Source organism: Bifidobacterium asteroides (assembly GCF_048001765.1).
GTDB lineage: Bacteria > Actinomycetota > Actinomycetes > Actinomycetales > Bifidobacteriaceae > Bombiscardovia > Bombiscardovia asteroides_K.
Genome location: NZ_CP181447.1, coordinates 217,101 through 234,203, shown reverse-complemented (window position 1 = coordinate 234,203; position 17,103 = coordinate 217,101). Strand labels below are relative to the sequence as shown.

General features: G+C 62.7%; 9 protein-coding genes. 1 reads left to right on the top strand and 8 read right to left on the bottom strand.

Features of this window, described 5'->3' with window-relative positions; genetic code table 11:
- Positions 1 to 143 precede the first annotated feature (143 nt).
- Both ACNAOV_RS00850 and ACNAOV_RS00845 read right to left on the bottom strand, forming a co-directional pair.
- Positions 144 to 1,226 carry a LacI family DNA-binding transcriptional regulator gene (locus ACNAOV_RS00850; protein ID WP_416517563.1) on the bottom strand — a complete coding sequence of 361 codons (1,083 nt, stop codon included), beginning with the start codon at positions 1,224 to 1,226 and terminating at the stop codon, positions 144 to 146.
- Entirely contained in the window at positions 1,223 to 3,394 is a 2,172-nt protein-coding gene (locus ACNAOV_RS00845; RefSeq protein ID WP_416517562.1) for a family 43 glycosylhydrolase, read from the bottom strand. The genes ACNAOV_RS00850 and ACNAOV_RS00845 overlap by 4 nt, the downstream gene beginning before the upstream one ends.
- A 210-nt stretch (positions 3,395 to 3,604) precedes the next feature.
- Between ACNAOV_RS00845 and ACNAOV_RS00840 the strand changes: the two genes are divergently transcribed.
- Positions 3,605 to 5,188 carry a glycoside hydrolase family 43 protein gene (locus ACNAOV_RS00840; protein WP_416517561.1) on the top strand — a complete coding sequence of 528 codons (1,584 nt, stop codon included), beginning with the start codon at positions 3,605 to 3,607 and terminating at the stop codon, positions 5,186 to 5,188.
- A gap of 6 nt (positions 5,189 to 5,194) precedes the next feature.
- Here ACNAOV_RS00840 and ACNAOV_RS00835 read toward each other — a convergent pair whose 3' ends face one another.
- From ACNAOV_RS00835 to metG, 6 genes are all read right to left on the bottom strand, one after another.
- The gene (locus ACNAOV_RS00835) at positions 5,195 to 6,553 is read right to left on the bottom strand and encodes a glycoside hydrolase family 27 protein (RefSeq protein ID WP_416518111.1); all 1,359 of its coding nucleotides are present in this window, start codon (positions 6,551 to 6,553) and stop codon (positions 5,195 to 5,197) included.
- Positions 6,554 to 6,605: 52 nt separating this feature from the next.
- On the bottom strand, positions 6,606 to 7,673 hold the full coding sequence (locus ACNAOV_RS00830) for a glycoside hydrolase family 43 protein (RefSeq protein ID WP_416517560.1): 1,068 nt from the start codon (positions 7,671 to 7,673) through the stop codon (positions 6,606 to 6,608).
- 114 nt (positions 7,674 to 7,787) lie between these two features.
- Positions 7,788 to 9,695: an ABC transporter ATP-binding protein gene (locus tag ACNAOV_RS00825; protein WP_416517559.1), complete on the bottom strand. Its 1,908-nt coding sequence runs from the start codon at positions 9,693 to 9,695 to the stop codon at positions 7,788 to 7,790.
- 29 nt (positions 9,696 to 9,724) lie between these two features.
- Positions 9,725 to 11,563: an ABC transporter ATP-binding protein gene (locus ACNAOV_RS00820; protein WP_416517558.1), complete on the bottom strand. Its 1,839-nt coding sequence runs from the start codon at positions 11,561 to 11,563 to the stop codon at positions 9,725 to 9,727.
- Between the two features lie 226 nt (positions 11,564 to 11,789).
- Positions 11,790 to 14,810: an HAD-IA family hydrolase gene (locus ACNAOV_RS00815; protein WP_416517557.1), complete on the bottom strand. Its 3,021-nt coding sequence runs from the start codon at positions 14,808 to 14,810 to the stop codon at positions 11,790 to 11,792.
- 225 nt (positions 14,811 to 15,035) lie between these two features.
- Positions 15,036 to 16,907 (bottom strand): methionine--tRNA ligase, encoded by a 1,872-nt coding sequence (gene metG, locus ACNAOV_RS00810; RefSeq protein ID WP_416517556.1) that lies wholly within the window; start codon positions 16,905 to 16,907, stop codon positions 15,036 to 15,038.
- Positions 16,908 to 17,103: the final 196 nt, after the last annotated feature.

Sequence of the window (17,103 nt, the reverse complement as noted above, 5' to 3'; positions counted from 1 at the left end):
ATGTCGGCATCGGAGCGACTGCGCTCCGACCGGCAGGCCTCCATGGTCCGCCGATGCCACCTCGAATCGTTCGAGAACGTCTTCAGTATATTACAACGTTAGAAATCAAGAAACCAGGAACACACGAAAAAGAACATCAGCAATCAGACGGCGATCTCGTTTCCGGGCAGGGCACGGGTTGAATTGCGGACCACCAGCGAAGAGGATACCTTGCGGAAGACGTGCTCGCCTTCCTTGGTGTTCAGCGGCTGCACCCCGTTGATCCTGTCCTTGAGAACACGAACCGAGAGCCTGGCCACGGCCTTGAGCCCGGGCGAAATGCTGGTCAGCGAGGGCGACAGATACTGGGAATCGTCCGAATTGTCGAAGCCGATGACCGAGATGTCGTCCGGCACCGACATACCGTGCATTTGTATGGAATGCAGAACCCCTGCCGCCAGCATGTCGTTCAGAGCCACCACCCCGTCGGGGACGATGCCCTGGTCCAACAGAGAGTTCATAGCGTTGACCCCGTCGATACGGTGCCACATGCGCGATGGGGCCACCAGCCGGGGATCGTAGTCCAGGCCGGCCTCCTCAAGACCCTGTCTGTACCCTTCCAGGCGAAGAGCAGCCGAACCCAGCTTCTCGCCGGGATGGGTGCCGATGACCGCCACCCGACGGCAGCCAGTATTGATCAAATAGGCGGTGGCGTGCTTGGCACCCTCAACGTTCTCCGTCGCCACATGATCAAATTGGTCGCTGAAGATCCGCTCCCCCACAACCACCAGGGGATAGTCCACCCGCAACTGGTCCAGGTCGTCCATGCCCAGCTCCAACGGGCTGTAGATGAGGCCGTCGATCATGGATCGCTGGGAGCCGTGCAGGGCCTCAATCTCACCCTCGCGCGAGTAGAGGGTGGGCTCCACCAGCACACGCATCCCCAGCTTCTTAGCCTCCTCGATGACCAGGGAGGAGAGCTGAGCGAAGTAGGGCATGGCCAGATCCGGTATGGCCAGGGAGATCATTCCCGTGTAGCCCAGCCGCAGATTTCTGGCCGGCACGTTGACCCGATAACCCAGCTCCTCTATGGCCTTGTTGACCTTGCCCCTGGTAGCCTCGGAGACAAATTCGTAGTCATTGACCACGTTGGAAACGGTCTTTACCGACACTCCTGCAGCCTGGGCCACATCCTTCATGGTCGGGGTGGAACCACGTCCTGTGCCGGGGGAAGCGGCTAAACTCATAAGACCCTGACCTCCAAGGTTACCGTGGCACGGGTGGGGTCGAGCTCCTCATCCGTCTGCATATCCAATACGGGCATCCCCTCAGCAGACCAATGTACGCGCCTTACCTGACTGTCGCGGCCAAGGTAGCGGTCCTGATCATGCTCGGCATTGTGGAAGACGTAGATCATGGTGCCGTCCTCGTCCTGAGACCACATGCCGTGGCCGGTGCCCAGCTGCCAATGGCCATTGTACTTCCCGGACTTCTGCAATGGGTAGTCCAGCTTCTTCCACACGCCGGGATCGCATAGATCGGCGCCGACTCCGGCCGGCGCAGTCACCAGTCCGGTGGTGTAGTCGATGCCCACCAGGGAGCCGGAATAAATCAGGAAGATCCGGCCGTCGTGGACCACGGCGTTGGGCCCTTCGGCAATCATGTTGTCCCAGGCGAACTCCGGGACGATGATCTGGCGCGGCGTGCTGGTCAGACGGTCGGGGCGGGCCGGATCGAAGGCGGCGATCCAGACCGAGCCCAGCTGCTGCCAGGCGTAATACCAGCGGCCGGTATCGTGCAGGACCGTCATGTCCAGGCTGATGCGCTGGATGGGGTTGAGGGGGGTGCCTTCAGCCCGCAGGATGGGTCGGGGCCTGTCCCAGTTCTCAGGCCGACGCGGGTCCAGATCCTGGCCCTGGTCGTCGCGGCGCAGCTGCATGATGTGGCAGCTGCCCGTCCACATGTCCGGCTTTCCGGCCCGATCATTGGCGGTCCCGTCCGGGTTGGTCTGCGGACCATCGAAGCAAGGCATGAAGAGAATGGAGAGCCTGCCGCCGATCAGATGAATCTCCGGGGCCCAGAAGCAGCCGGTCATGACCCGGCCCTCGCTGTTGCGATCCCCCCTGCGCAGCAGGTCCACCTCCTTTTCATGACCGCCGGCCTGATCGCTCAGACCCTCGATGGTATCGGCCACCCGCAGGGGCATGTGCGTGTGCCCGTTCAAGGGGTCGACACAATTGCCATCCGCATCCTCGGTGGCGATGAACATGAACAGGCGCTGACCCCTCCAGGACCAGCGGAAAATGGAGGGATCGGCCCGCTGCCGGGCGAAGGGGACCGGATAGGCCGTCTGCCGGACCCGTCCACCTATCAGCCTGGTCTCTCCAGGATTCAGACGACCCTGGTCCAGATCACTGGCCAGGCGCTCCAATTGACTCTGATCCCAATCCACTCCGCGCAGGGCAGTGGATCCGTCGCTGTAGAGGAGCCGCGCCTGGGCCTGCCGGACCGATTCCAGGCCATCGCCCCGGGTGACCTGAACCGGATCCACCTTCACGCCCGTATTGTAGATGCGGCCGAAGCGTTCCAGCAGGCCCCGCTCACAATCGGCGCTGACCAGCACCACATTGCCAGCCAGGATGCCTTTCATGCCGCAGTCCTCCTCCAGGGCCCGCCGCCGATCCAGTGGCAAGGGGTCGCCCTGGGCCAGGGGATCGTCATCCTCCAGGACCTTCATGCCGGCCACCATGCCCATCCGCGTCGGGTCGTCCACCGTGGCCGTGCACAGCCGCCCGCGATCGTCGTCCCAGTAGAGTCGGCAGCCCCGGCCATCGTCCAGAAGCCGCGCCCTGGGCCGGTGGACCCCATGAGCGCCCAGGATATGGACCTGCGGCAGCCGTCGATATGTCAGCAGATCCGGTGAAAGAGCAGTCATGAATGAGTCGGTCTGTGAACCGTCCGACTGGCCCCCTCTGGCAGTCCTGGTGGCCAAAATTACGAAGGTACCATCCGTCAGGGGCAGCAGGAAGGGGTCGATCAGACTCTTGAGGATCAGATCCTGCCCTGGGACCACCGCCTGTTCCTGAGCCGCCTGCGAGGCCTGGTGAGCGTCCAGTCCAGGATTGTGCCCGCCCTCTGGCGGCGCCGCCTCGCCCGGCAGGGCGGCCCCGGCCGTGCAGGCCCCGCGGGCACTATCCGGGACAGCCCTGGTGGGCACAGCCGCAGCGAAGAAGATGCCGTAGTCGCCGTTCAGGGGCTCCCAACGGCCGGTCGCCCGCGAGCGCAGGGCCAGGTGCATGCTCAGTGCGACGTCCTCGTTGTTGGCCTCCTGACGATCAGTGGGATGCCGGGTGTAGCACATGAGTGCAACCCCATCCCCGAATTCTCGTCCACCGTCCAGAGCATCCTCACCCATGACGATTCCTTCCATCCGGCTTGCCGGCTTCAACGCCGACGACTATCGTTTCTAACGATAGAAATTATACATGGAGATCAGTCCCCGACGCCCGATGCCCGCATGGATGAGGCCGGGCTGTTCGCTCACCCGAACCGAACCATGAGTTCGGCATGCGCCGCGGGTCGTCATCGAGGTCGATCGGGCTGCCTCCACGGAAAGCGAGGAACCATGAGAAGACCCAAACGCACCGGACGGGCCATGAAGGCCCTGACTGCCCTGACGGCGGGTCTGGCGATACTGCTGACAGGGGCCTTGGGCGCCTGCTCGAACCAGCAGCCGTCAGCCAGCGGCACAAAAACCGCCGCCAGCCAGGAGCCCAAGCGCGTCTCGGTCCACGACCCCTCCGTGGTTCGCTCAGGCAAGAACTACTACGTCTTCGGCTCGCACCGGGCCTATGCCCGCAGCACGGATCTGGTCAACTGGACCCCCTTCACCAACAACCTGAGTCGAGATTACAAGAAGATCTTTGCCAAGATATGGAAGGACTGGCCCAAGCAGTCCTCCAATCCGGACGTGACCGGCAACATGTGGGCGCCTGACGTCTACTACAACGCCACCATGAAGAAGTGGTGCATGTACCTGAGCCTGAACGGGGCCGAGCATCGTTCGGTCATCGTCCTGCTGACCGCCGACCGGGTGGACGGCGACTGGACTTATGTGGGGCCAGTGGTCTACTCCGGCTTCACCCGGGCCAATTACATGCGCACCGACATTCCCAAGGTGCTGGGCTCGGACCCGGAGCTGGACCGCTATCAGTCCTACACGGATACGGGTATCAATGCGATTGATGCCTGTGTCAAGGATGACGGGCAGGGGGGCCTGTGGATGAGCTTCGGCTCCTGGTTCGGCGGCATCTGGATGATCCGCCTGGACCCCAAGACCGGGCTGCGCGACTACTCCACCACCTACCCCACCCAGGCCAACCAGTCCGACGCCTACTACGGACACAAACTCGCCGGAGGATTCGGCAACTCAGGCGAAGGATCGGCGCTGCTGCACACCAATGGCCACTGGTACCTCTTCCTCTCCTACGGCAAGCTGGTGCAGACCGGTGGCTACCAGATGCGGATGTTCCGCTCGGACTCCATCACCGGCCCCTACCTGGACCAGCGGGGCAACCCAGCCATCGCCACCAGCGGCGAGGCCGACAACTGGACCAGCGAGACAGGCATCCGCCTGATGGGCTCCTACCAGTGGAGCGGGGACAAGAAGGGCGACATCGAGGTCTCCCAGGGCGGGAACACTGCTCTGCATGACAAGGACGGCCGTGACTACGTGGTCTACCACACCAGATTCTCCGACCGCAAGGAGGAGCATCAGATCCGGGTCCGGCAGCTGATGCCCACGGCGGACGGCTGGCTGGTAGCCGCCCCCTATGAGTACCTGGGCACCAAGGCCGGCGGCCCATACAGCGCCAAGGACGAGGCCGGGACCTATGAGCTGGTGGAGCACGATCCGACCATCTTCTTCAAGGGACCGCGCAAGGTGACCGACACTCACAGCACCCGATACCGGGGCGTGGTCAAGGCCGTGGACATCCGTCTGGAGCCCGGCGGCCAGGTGACCGGAGCGCGCCAGGGCCACTGGCAGGTCGACGGCCAGGGACGGCTGTCCATGGACCTCCAGGAGGAAGACGGGACCGTGACCTACCAGGGCGTCTTCGCCCGGCTGCCCAGGGACAAGGACCACCGCACGGTCATGACCTTCAGTGCCCTGGGCAACAACGTCTGCATCTGGGGCTCCAAGCGCTGATCAGCTTCAGCGGGGATCCAGAGCCACCCAGACCACGCCGTGTGCTGGGACAAGGGCCACCAGCTCGCGGTCGGCACCCTGTCCCTCCAGGCTGATCTGGGCGGACTCAGTGGCCCGGCCCCGCCACAGGTCGACCGGGGTCCAGGCCCCGTCCGCCCCATCCAGGCCCACCAGGGAGGACAGGGCCGTCCTGATCCGCCGAGGGCGATCCCCGGTCCAGAAGACAGCCGCATAGACCCCGCCGGCATGGGCTGAGGGGGTTCCGTCGGCCCAATCCCTGGCCAGGGCCCTCCAGACGATCTCCTCGCCTAAGATTGCCTTGTCTTGGTCATCCCCACCCTCGACCGGCTCCCGGATGATCTCGCCGTTGTCGTCCGAACCGGCGGTGACCTCCTCCAGGGCCGGGTTGTCCAGCAGCGACAGGGTGGTCTCATCGCTGCTGGGAAGGTCGCCACCCACCATCAGCGGCGAGCGCCCCATGGCCCAGAGGGTCAGCATGGTGCGTTGCTCGTCGGCCGTCAGGAGGCTGGACCGGTCCCCGCCCCGCTCGGCCCGCAGTCCGATATGCCCCAGGGGCAACATGTCCGCATCAGCCCAGTGGCCTGTGCTCTGCAGAGGTGCCCAGCGGGCCAGACGGGCGAACTGGGCGTAAAGGTCCTGCCAACGATCCCAGAGGTCGTCCGAAATCCGCCAGAGCTGGGCGTGATCCCGCAGAAAGTCAAGATGGGTGGTGGGCACCCGGGTGCCCGGGGACAGGGAGAGGGTCATGGGATGCTTATGCGCCTGCTCGGCCTTGCTGATGGCCCGGGCGTAGGCATCGATCTCACGGTCCATGAAGGGGGCCTGCATGTCGTCCACCTTCAGGTAATCCACCCCCCAACGGGCGAACTGGTCGACCTGGGCGTCGTACCAGGCCTGAGCTCCCGGATGGGACTGGTCCAGACCGTAATTGTCGGGATTCCAGGCACAGACATGGGTGGTATCAGCCACCTGGGCGGCCGTATAGGAGGTGCCGAGGACGGGCAGGTTCCGCTCGACCGCCAGCCGAGGGATGCCCCGCATGACGTGGATGCCGAAGCGCAAGCCCAAATCGTGGATCCTAGCGGCCAGCGGAGCGAACCCCTGGCCATCGGCCGCCGACGGGAACCGGACCGGATCCGGCAACTGCCGGCCATAGTCATCCAGGACCAGAGGCGCTTTGGCGTTATAGCCATGGGCCCTGGCAGTCGGGTCGTACCAGGCGATGTCTATGACGACCGTGTCCCAGCCCACCGGAAGCAGCCTGTCGCGCATGACCTGCGCATTGTCCAGCACCTCCTGCTCGGTGACGGTGGTTCCGTAGCTGTCCCAGCTGTTCCACCCCATAGGTGGTTTCCAGGCCTTGTCCATGTCTTGCTCCTTTCTCGGTCCTTTTGTTTCAGTTCTGCTGCGCCAGGGGGCGCAGACGTTCGTATTCCTGCCGGGTCAGGGACAGAACCCCGCCGTGCTTGGTATGGGGGCGCAGGTGGAAGTCCTGCTCCCGGGCGTAGTCAAATCCGGCGTCCGGATCATCGCTGACCATGGGCCTGTACCCCACTGAAGGGATCACATCCACCAGCAGGTACCAACGGTTCCGGGAATGGTCGGCATAGAGGGCCGGACCCTCCACACCCGAGGGGTTGCCATCGGCGCACCAGCCGGCGCCGATCCGCTCCTGGATGGTGGTCCACCGGGCCTGTGGCAGCCACCAGCGGGGATCGTCGGTGCTGTCCAGCCAGATGCCCCGGCCAAAGCCGTTGTCCTTGGTGGCCCGGTAGGTGCGCAGGCCGCCACCGGGCAGGGGACGCTGGACCATGGTGGTGTCGATGGCATTGCGACCGGTATCGATAAGCACTCCCCCATAGCGGAAGTGCTCCTGGGTGAAGTCGGTGGTCGACCCCCAGAGCACGCGGTCGTAGGCCGACGGGTCGGCATGGTCGGGATCATCCTGGTCAAAGAGCTTGGATGACCAGTAGAGGACGAAGGCCCCCTGGCCCGGCCCCTCATAGTCGGGCACCCATAGGCACTCCGGCGCCCAGGCCATGCCCAACGGGACCCTGCTACCGTCCTGCTGCAAGGACACATCCAGCGACCAGGGGCCTGACCAATGGATCAGGTCGTCAGTGGACCAGATCATCAGCTTGGTGCTGCCGTGGTGGGACCAGTGCTCCCAGCCGCTGCCCTGCGACTGATCGCCGCCGAACACCCGCAGATCGGTGGCCATAACATAGACCCGGCCGTTACGCGGGTCACGAACCATGTAGGGGTCCCGCAGACCGGTGGTGCCCAGGTGCGAGGTCAGCAGCGGCTTGCCCCCGTACATCGGATCCCAGCTCAGAGGGTCGTCGCCCCGGGACAGGTCGAAGTAGAGGCGCTCGGCATACCCCTGGGGATCTTCGATGAAGTGCACCATCAGATACCCGTAGGGGTCGGCTCCCTCGACGTCCTTGTGAACCGTATTGCTCAACGTCTGCTCCTTTGCCCTGGCTGCCGAATCTGTCGGCCTTGACTTGTCGTTATCTATTTTACAACGATGTAATACTGCTGGCTGAGGACCGGCAGCGACACAGAGGCCAGCCTGCTATTGCGCAGAGACAGCCGGATCCTGCCGAACCTGGTTGTCCTGTCCTGCATCATCGCCAGGCTGTGTCGATTGCGCCTGGTCGCCGTTGGCTGTGCGGATCATGGCGTATTGGGACTCATGCAGCCTGTAGTAGGCGCCCCTCTTGGCCAGAAGCTCCTGGTGGGTGCCGTGCTCCACAATCTGCCCATGATCGATGTAGAAGATCTGGTCCGCATTCTCGATGGTGGACAGCCGGTGGGCGATGACGAAGGAGGTCCGCCCCTTGAGCAGGTGGGCCAGTCCGGCCTGGAGGGCCTCCTCGGTGCGGGTGTCGATGCTGCTGGTAGCCTCGTCCAGAATCAGGATGCGGGGGTCGGCCAGAAGAACACGGGCAAAGGCGATCAGCTGCCGCTGACCTGCAGAGAGGGTGGAACCGCGCTCCTCGACCTTGGTGTCGTAGCCGTCAGGCAGCTCCATGATGAACTCGTGGGCATGGACGGCCTTGGCGGCCTCCTCGATCTGCTGGTCGGTGGCATCCAGGCGGCCGTAGCGGATGTTCTCGCGCACGTTGCCAGTGAAGATGAAGGTGTCCTGAAGCATGACCCCCATCTGCCGACGCAGGGATGCCAGGGTCACGTCGCGCACGTCATGCCCGTCCACGCAGACGCTTCCCTCGCTCACGTCGTAGAAGCGCGAGAGAAGGTTGACAATGGTGGTCTTGCCGGCGCCCGTGGGCCCCACCAGGGCGACCGTGCTGCCTGCCGGCACATGGAAGTCCACCAGGTTGAGGATGTTGCGGCCTCCGGGCTCGTACTTGAAGACCACGTCGTTGAAGTCCACCCTGCCCTTGACCGGTGGCAGCTCTATGGCCCCCGGACGGTCCTCGATCTCGGGGCGGACGTCCAGGGTCTCGAAGATGCGCTCCAGGTAGGCCGAGCAGGTGATCAGCTGGTTGTAGAAGTTGCCGATGTTGATGATGGGGTTCCAGAAGTTGTTGGCATAGCCGACGAAGGCGATCAGCATGCCCGTGGTCACCTGCACGCCGCCCAGGCCGGTGATTCCCAGATAGTAGATCAGTGCGATGGTGATGGTGGAGATGTTCTGCACTCCTGGCCACATCAGGTACTGGATGTGCACGGCCCGCATCCAGGCGCTGCGGACCTGGCCCTGCTGCTCCTGGAAGGTACGGAACTGCTCGCGCTCCCTGACGAAGGTCTGCGTGGTCTTGACCCCCGCGATGGACTCATGAATATAGGCGTTCAGATTGCTCTGCTTGTTGGACAGGCGCTGATAGGCCCGTCGCTGGAAGCGCTGGAGGACCAATACATAGAGCACCAGCAGGGGCATGAGAACCAGCGACCAGAGGGTCAGCTTCCAGTCGATGACGAACATGACCACCAGGGTCAGCAGGAAGGTGAAGATGTCCGCAATCACGTTGATCAGACCCGAGCTCAGGGTATCCGAGAGGGTGTTGACGTAGTTGACCACCCGGATCAGGATCTTGCCGTGGGGCCGGGAGTCGAAGTAGGAGAAGGGCAGGGTCTGGATGTGGGTGAAGAGGTCCCGGCGCATGTCCTTGAGCATGAGCTGCCCTACCTGGGTGATGGCCACGGTCCGGTAGCGCAGGAGGAGCTCGTAGACCACGATGGCCAGCAGAAAGACCGCCCCCAGGGCGAAGAGCCGGACCGGATCCTTGGAGGGGATGACCGTGTCGATCATGGTCTTGGTCATGTAGGGAATGGCCACGGCGATGGCGCTCATGGACAGGACCGCCGCCAGGATGATCACCCCCTGGCGCAGGTAGGGCTTCAGATAGACCCCTATGCGCTTGATGTCACCGAAGTCAATCTGCTCCTCCAGGTCCTCGTCCTCGCGGAAGGTGTTCCTGCGGGTGGTGCCTGCCGAACGTTGCTCTTGTTGCTTCATCGTCTCACCTTGCCATGCCTGCTGATGTGTCAGAACCCTGCCGACTGTCCGGATTGCAGCCCCAGCTGCTTGCGGTAGATCCGGTAGTAGCGGCCGTGGGCATGGACCAGATCCTCATGGGACCCGCGCTCTACGATCCTGCCGTGGTCCAGGACCAGGATCAGGTCGGAATCCTTGATGGAGGAGATTCTATGGGCGATGGTGACCATGGTCCTGGTACCCTCCATCTCCTGCAGATGCCGCTGGATGGTGGCCTCGGTCTCCATGTCGACAGCCGATGTGGTGTCGTCCATGATCAGGATGGCCGGGTCGTCAGCCAGGGCCCGGGCCAGGCTGAGCCGCTGCTTCTGGCCACCCGACAGGCCAACTCCGCGCTCGCCCACTACAGTGTCATAGCCCTCGGGCATCCGGTTGATGAAGGAGTCAGCGCCAGCCATGGAGGCCATGGTCCTGACGTACTGCTCGTCGTCGCGGTGGGCTCCGAAGGCGATATTGTCGCCGATGGTGTCCGAGAAGAGGAAGGTGTCCTGTGCCACGATATTGACCTGCCGCCGCAGCAGGTCCAAGGGCCACTGCCGGGCGTCGATTCCGTCGATGAGCACATGGCCCACTGTGGGGTCGTAGAAACGGGCCACCAGGCTGACCAGGGTGGACTTGCCCGAGCCTGTCTCCCCCAGTATGCCCAGCCGGGTGCCGGCCGCCACGTGGAAATCGATGTCCTTGAGGATGGGGGTCTCCGGGTCATCGGGGAAGGCGAAACTGACGTGGTCGAAGCGGATGTCCCCACGAATCCTGACCGGATCACCTGTCTGCTCGCCGTTGACCTTGGCACGGACCGTGGCCGCCTGGACCACGCCGGCCTGGGCGTTCTTGCGCTCGACGATTCTGGGTTCGGCCGTCAGCAGCCGACGGATCTTGACGCAGGAGGCGTTGAAGCGCTCCACATCGTTGATCAGCCAGCCGGACTGGCGCACCGGGCCGTCAATCATCCACAGGAAGCTGTTGAAGGAGACCAGGGCACCCAGGGTCATCTGCTGGCGGATGACCAGCCAGCCGCCCAGGATCAGGGTGATCAGCTGGAGCATGTAGGAGCAGCCGTCCAGCCAGGGCATGTAGGTGCGGCTGTTGCGGGCGGAGTCCATGTTGCGCTGCATGTAGTCATCGTTGTGCTGATCGAACTTCTCGGTCTCATAAGGCTCGCGGACGAAGGCCTTGACCACCCGGTTGCCCTCGATGTTCTCCTCGACCATGGAATTGAGTGATGCCAGCGAGTTGCGAATGGCGTAGAAGAGCGGGTGGGCGTGCTTGGAGAGCTGCCAGGTGAAGTAGAAGAGGAATGGGGTCACAGCCAGCAGGGCCAGGGCCAGCCGCCATTCGATGGTGAACATGACGGCCAGGGACCCGGCAAAGAGGCAGACAGCATCCAGGATGTTGTAGGAGACCCAGGAGACGAAGTGGCGGATGGCATCGGTGTCCGAGGTCATCCGGCTCATGATGTCGCCGTTGCGGGTGTGGTTGAAGTAGGTGAAGTCCATGTCGTGGAGCTTTTCGTACTCGTCGCTGACCAGCCGATAAATGGTGTTCTGGCCGAAACGCTCCATGAACATCTGATAGCCATAGCGGCAGATGCTACGACCAAGGGTTACGGCTATCATGGCGAAACAAAGCTTGGGCAGCCGATCCTCATGCCCCTGGCCAATGACCTGATCCACGATCATGCCTGCCAAAATGGGCATAAGCATGACCAGGACCTTATCCCCCGCAAAGAGCACGAAGGCGGCGGCGATTCTACCGGCGTCCGGCCTGCAGTAGGGGAGGATCCATCGAAGGTTGTTGCTGTGCTGATTCTTCGCAGAATCGACGTACATTGGAGGACACCCTCACGTTCCCTGTTGAGCTTCTCTGATCTGGTCTCTTCTCATTGCCGTGACCGTCCGGGAGAGTGACTGACCGATGATGACGCCCGGCTATGTTCCTCGCCTCTGCAACGCCGCTTATGTCCGCCCTGGATTCGTCAAGCGTTGCCTATTCTATTGGAGCCTGAACCAGATGCAACCCCGGATAACGGGCGTGTCTAGACCCGGAACCCGGAGTTCATATGTGACGCGGATGCCCCTGAACCAGAAGGTCCAGTTCGGGTCCTGACAAGCGCTTCAGATCGACACCGTCTGTTGTTACAGCGACCTGGAACCTGGTGCCACGCACTTCCAACTCATAGGTCAGCGAGCGCCAGGACGAAGGCAGGCGGGGATCGATATTCAGCCCGGTTCCGCCGGTGTCGCGCAGGCCTCCAAAGCCGCAGACCAGGCTGGACCAGACGCCTCCGCATGCGGCCAGGTGGATGCCGTCGGTGGTGTTGGCATGCAGGTCGTCCACGTCCGTAAACAAGGACCGACGGAAGTACTGCATGGCCAGCTGGTCATGCCCCACCTCGGCGGCGAGGATGGACTGGAAGGCTGCAGACAGGGTCGAATCCCCGGTGGTCAGCGGATCGTAGTAGTCGAAGTCAGCCAACTTCTGTTCCGGAGTGAACCAGGAGCTGAGCAGGTAGAGGGCCATGACCACGTCGGTCTGCTTGAGCACCTTGTGCCGGTAAATGACCAGCGGATGGTAGTGCAGCAGCAGGGGCCTGGCCGTGAACTGGTCGAAGTGCCAGCGGGGGCGTTGCATGAACTGGGCGTCCTGGGCATGGACCCCCTCCTGATCGTCGAAGGGGACGAACATGGCCTCAGCCGCGCTGGACCACTTGTCGGCCTCAGCGTCGTCGAAATGCAGCCTTTCGCGTATGGTGCCGATCAGGTCTGGATGCTTCTCACGCAAGTGCTGATAGGCCTTGTAAGCGGCCAGAAGGTTGAAACGGGCCATCTGGTTGGTGTAGAGGTTGTCGTCAACCAGGACCGTGTATTCGTCGGGGCCGGTCACACAGTGGATGTGGAAGCGGCCGTCCTCCTTGTAGCGCCCCAGGCTCATCCAGAGACGAGCCGTCTCCACCAGAATGTCGATGCCCTCGGCCTGCAGGAAGTCCTCATCGCCGGTGACCTGTACATACTGCGCCACCGCGTAGGCAATGTCAGCATCAATGTGGTACTGGGCCGTGCCCGTGGGGAAGTAGGCTGAGGCCTCCTCACCGTCGATGGTCCTCCAGGGGAAGAGGGCGCCATTCAGGTTGAGCGTGCAGGCCCTGCGCCTGGCGGCGGGGAGCATCATGTAGCGGTAGTGAAGGACGGCTCTTGCCCGAGCAGGTGCCGAATAAATCAGGAAGGGGAGAATGTAGATCTCAGTGTCCCAGAAGTAGTGGCCGCTGTAGCCGGACCCGCTCAGGCCCTTGGCACCCACACCGTTCTCGATCTGGGCCGTGGACTGGGCCAGCTGGAAGAGTTCCCACCGCACCATCTGCTGGGTACGACCCCCATCGTCGGTCTGGATGCGGATATCCTGACGCTCCCAGAACTGATCCAGCCATTCCCTTTGGCGCTTCTCCAGCTCATCCAGAGAAAGAGTGCTGACCTCCTCCAGCCTATCGCGGCAGTCCTCGACCAGATTCCGGGTCCCCTCGCCCCGCGTCTGCACGACCAGACCGTTGCCGCTGGTGCCGGCCGGAAGAATGGGGTGGCTGCGGTAGACGGCATAACGGACCAGACGGGTGGAACCGCCCTTGGGCACATCCATGCGCCAGCCCGATCCCTCGACAGGTCGGCCGTCCCTGAACTGCCGGACACCCAGGGCCAGGCTGAGCCGTGAATTATTGCAGCGGAAGACCCTGCAATCCGCACTCAGCTCGCCATAGACTGCATTGTCCAGCACCTCGTGGATTCCGCACCCGTCCACAAAGTTCGACTTGCGGGGGTCGCTGGAGTTGACATGGCGGGAGTTGTCGACATTGACCGGACCCTCGACCACCACAGCCATGTCCCGGTCGGGCGACTCAACGGTAAGCGTACAGACGCTCAGACTGCGGTCATACAGGCAGACCATGCGGGTGAGCACGGTCTTCAGGTGGATGCCATGGCCCAAATCATACAGATTGGTGGTGGTCGCGATTCCGGTTCGGAAGTCCAGGCGCTGAGTGGTCTTCTCCGGCCTACCCAGAGGTAGCCCCTCCACCTTGATGGTGAAGTCCGAAGCATCGGGCACCCCCTGGATCAACTGGCCCACCTTGGCATATCCGTAGGCGCTTTCGGGATGGGCTATTCGGAAGGTGTCATGGAAACCGCTCAGGAAGGTGCCGTTTCCCAGGCAGCGTTCCCCGCCGCCTTCGCCCCTGACACCGACGGAGCCGTTGGTAACCGAGAAGACCGTGGCACTGACCGCATCGGGCCGACCGACCTCGCTGAACCCCCAGTCCTCCACAGGGAAGCGATCCTCATCCAGACCGGGGTCCTCCTCCTGCCCACGCTCGCTGGCATCATCGTCAATCAGTTCGATCAGTTGGTCCACCACCAGGTCCGCACCCGCCTTGAGCAACTGCTCACGGCCGGCGCCCCTGTCCACGCCCACAACCAGGCCGAACCTGCCCGCGTGACCGGCGGCCACACCAGAGATGGCGTCCTCGACCACAACGGCATCCTCATTGCGCAGTCCAAGCACCTTGGCCGCATAGGCGTAGGTGTCGGGGGCCGGCTTGCCCTGAAGACCCATCTCGTCCTTGAGATTGCCGTCCACCACAGTGTCGAAGTATCCGGCGATTCCAGCGGCCTGGAGGACTTCGACCGTGTTGCGCGAACTGGATACCACAGCCAGACGCTTCTTGTCGGCGCGCAGATGCCGAAGCAAATCCACCGTGTCCGGGTAAGGATCGATCCCCTTCTGCTTCAGCATCCGCTCAAAGGTCATGTTCTTGCGATTGCCGTATCCGCAGACCGTGTCCAGCTGCGGATCGTCATTGGGGCTGCCCCAGTCCAATTCGATACCCCTGCTGCGCAACAGGGCATCGACACCGTCATAGCGGGGGCGACCATCCACGTAAGCGTAGTAGTCCTGCTCCGTGTAGGCCGGGACGTTCGCGGGCAGGACCTGATCGAACAACGCCTTCCAGGCGGCCTTGTGCAGGATGGTCGTGGGCACCAGCACCCCGTCCAAATCGAAGAGCACACAGGCGAATTGGGCAACCTTCATGGTTACTCATCCTATGGGTCTTCCATGACGAAAGAACCCGGCGGTTCGAAGAACCGCCGGGCGAGAAGAGAGAGAAGAAGGGGTTCAGTTATCGGGGCCGCATGACCCCCATCGGCCAGTACCTCAACCGACAGAACAAATATAACCAGCGCTACCTTGGAGGAAGTGCCCGAAAACCTCAAAGTTCTCTGTGAATCACAAAAGCCGTCCCGGGCGCATCGACCGTTACTTGCCTTGGTCGCCCAGTTTGGCCTGCTCAGCCTCGAATCTGGCGCGCTCCTTGGCCTTGCGGCGGTCCAGCTGCTCCTGGAAGCGGTCCAGCTCCTCCTGCACGGCTTCCTTGGGAATACGCGGGAAGATGGGTGTGGGCTGATCGATCGGCGTACCGTCCCTGAGGGGCTCGCGCGTCCAAGGATGGACCGTCTCCCCCAGCCGGTAGTCGCCGGTGATGATGGGATAGTGGAAGTCGGACCGATCCAGGTCGTCAACCTCCTCGACATGAGGCAAGGGTGAGAAGGTGCCCTTGCCGCCCATGGTCTCCCAGACCCGCTGAGAGGCATGGGGCAGGAAGGGGGCCAGCATGGTGTTGGCGTCCAGTACAGCCTGGGCGGCGGTATGCAGGACGGCAGCCAGACGATTCCGGTCGTCCTTAATTTTCCAAGGCTCCTGGGCAGAGATGTACTTGTTTATATCGCCCACCAGGGCCATGGCCTCGACCAGGGCGGCCTTCTGACGATGATGCTCAATCAGCGATCCCACGGTATCGAAGGCCTGCAGGCTGCGGTCCAGCAGGGCATTGTCCTCCTCGGTCAGCCAGTCCTCCTCGATGTGGGGGATGCTGCCGAAGTCCTTGTTGAGCAGATTGGCCACGCGATTGACCAGGTTGCCCCATGATGCAGCCAGCTCCTCGTTGTTGTGCCGGACGAACTCCGCCCAGGTGAAGTCCGAGTCCGAAGTCTCCGGTCCGGCGATGGAAATGTAGTAGCGGACCGCATCGACCGGATAGCGTGCCAGGATGTCCTTGACGTAGATGACGATGCCCCTGGAGGAGCTGAACTTCTTGCCCTCCATGGTCATGAACTCACTGGCCACCACCTGCTCAGGCAGATTGAGCTCGCCGTAGGGGCCCGGCTGCCCACCCTTGGATCCCTGGCCGTTGTATGCCAGAATCTCCGAGGGCCAAATCTGCGAATGGAAGGTGATGTTGTCCTTGCCCATGAAGTAGTAGCCAAGAGCCTTGGGGTCATTCCACCACTTGCGCCAGGCCTCGGGATCGCCCTGACGGCGGGCCCATTCGATGGATGCCGACAGGTAGCCGATGACGGCGTCGAACCAGACGTAAAGCTTCTTATTGGGATCGTCGACCCAGCCATCCACAGGCACGGGAATCCCCCAGTCGATATCGCGGGTGATAGCCCGCGGCTTGACCTCCTTGAAGAGTCCCAGGGAGAAGTTGAGCACATTGCTGCGCCAGCCCTTCCTGGTCTTCAGCCAGGCCAGGTTGGCCTCGGCCAGAGCGGGAAGATCAAGGAAGAAGTGCTTTGACTCCTCAAACCGAGGGGTCTCCCCATTGATCTTGGACACAGGGTTGATCAGCTCGTCCGGATCCAGCTCGTTGCCGCAGTTGTCGCACTGGTCGCCGCGAGCGCCATCGGCGCCACAAATGGGGCAGGTCCCCTCGATATAGCGGTCCGGTAGGGTCCGGCCGGTGGAAGGCGAGATGGCCACCTTCTGCTGTCCCTCATAGATGTAGCCATTGGCCCGGCACTGGCGGAAAAGCTCCTGCACCACCTTCTCATGATTGCCGGTCGTGGTCCTGGTGAAGAGGTCGTAGCTGAGCCCCAGATCGCACAAATCCTTGACAATGACCCGGTTGTAGCGGTCAGCAATCTCCTGAGGCCCCACTCCTTCGGCGTCAGCCTCAACCAGGATGGGAGTGCCATGCTCGTCGGTCCCCGAAACCATAAGGACATCATTGCCCTTCATGCGTTCGTAGCGTGCATAGACGTCCGAGGGGACGCCGAACCCAGCGACGTGGCCGATGTGACGGGGCCCATTCGCGTAGGGCCAGGCGACGGAAACAAGGATATGACTCATACCAGCAAGATTATCGGTTTAGGCCTACAATCCCCCTGCTCGTCCACAGGACTGCCGCCGAGCAAGCAAATTATCCACAAATGCACAAATTTGGCCCTCTCTCAGGCAAACCCGGGCACGACCATTTACAGTCGAACCATGAATCGAGAACACGCGCTCGGGGGAGCGCCGCGGACACCTACCACCGCCATTGGCG

What these genes read in the sequence shown, in the direction of transcription:
- ACNAOV_RS00820 (WP_416517558.1), bottom strand. Translation starts at nt 11,563, where the DNA reads ATGTACGTCGATTCTGCGAAGAATCAGCACAGCAACAACCTTCGATGG.
- ACNAOV_RS00815 (WP_416517557.1), bottom strand. Translation starts at nt 14,810, where the DNA reads ATGAAGGTTGCCCAATTCGCCTGTGTGCTCTTCGATTTGGACGGGGTG.
- metG (WP_416517556.1), bottom strand. Translation starts at nt 16,907, where the DNA reads ATGAGTCATATCCTTGTTTCCGTCGCCTGGCCCTACGCGAATGGGCCC.
- ACNAOV_RS00845 (WP_416517562.1), bottom strand. Translation starts at nt 3,394, where the DNA reads ATGGGTGAGGATGCTCTGGACGGTGGACGAGAATTCGGGGATGGGGTT.
- ACNAOV_RS00850 (WP_416517563.1), bottom strand. Translation starts at nt 1,226, where the DNA reads ATGAGTTTAGCCGCTTCCCCCGGCACAGGACGTGGTTCCACCCCGACC.
- ACNAOV_RS00835 (WP_416518111.1), bottom strand. Translation starts at nt 6,553, where the DNA reads ATGGGGTGGAACAGCTGGGACAGCTACGGAACCACCGTCACCGAGCAG.
- ACNAOV_RS00840 (WP_416517561.1), top strand. Translation starts at nt 3,605, where the DNA reads ATGAGAAGACCCAAACGCACCGGACGGGCCATGAAGGCCCTGACTGCC.
- ACNAOV_RS00825 (WP_416517559.1), bottom strand. Translation starts at nt 9,695, where the DNA reads ATGAAGCAACAAGAGCAACGTTCGGCAGGCACCACCCGCAGGAACACC.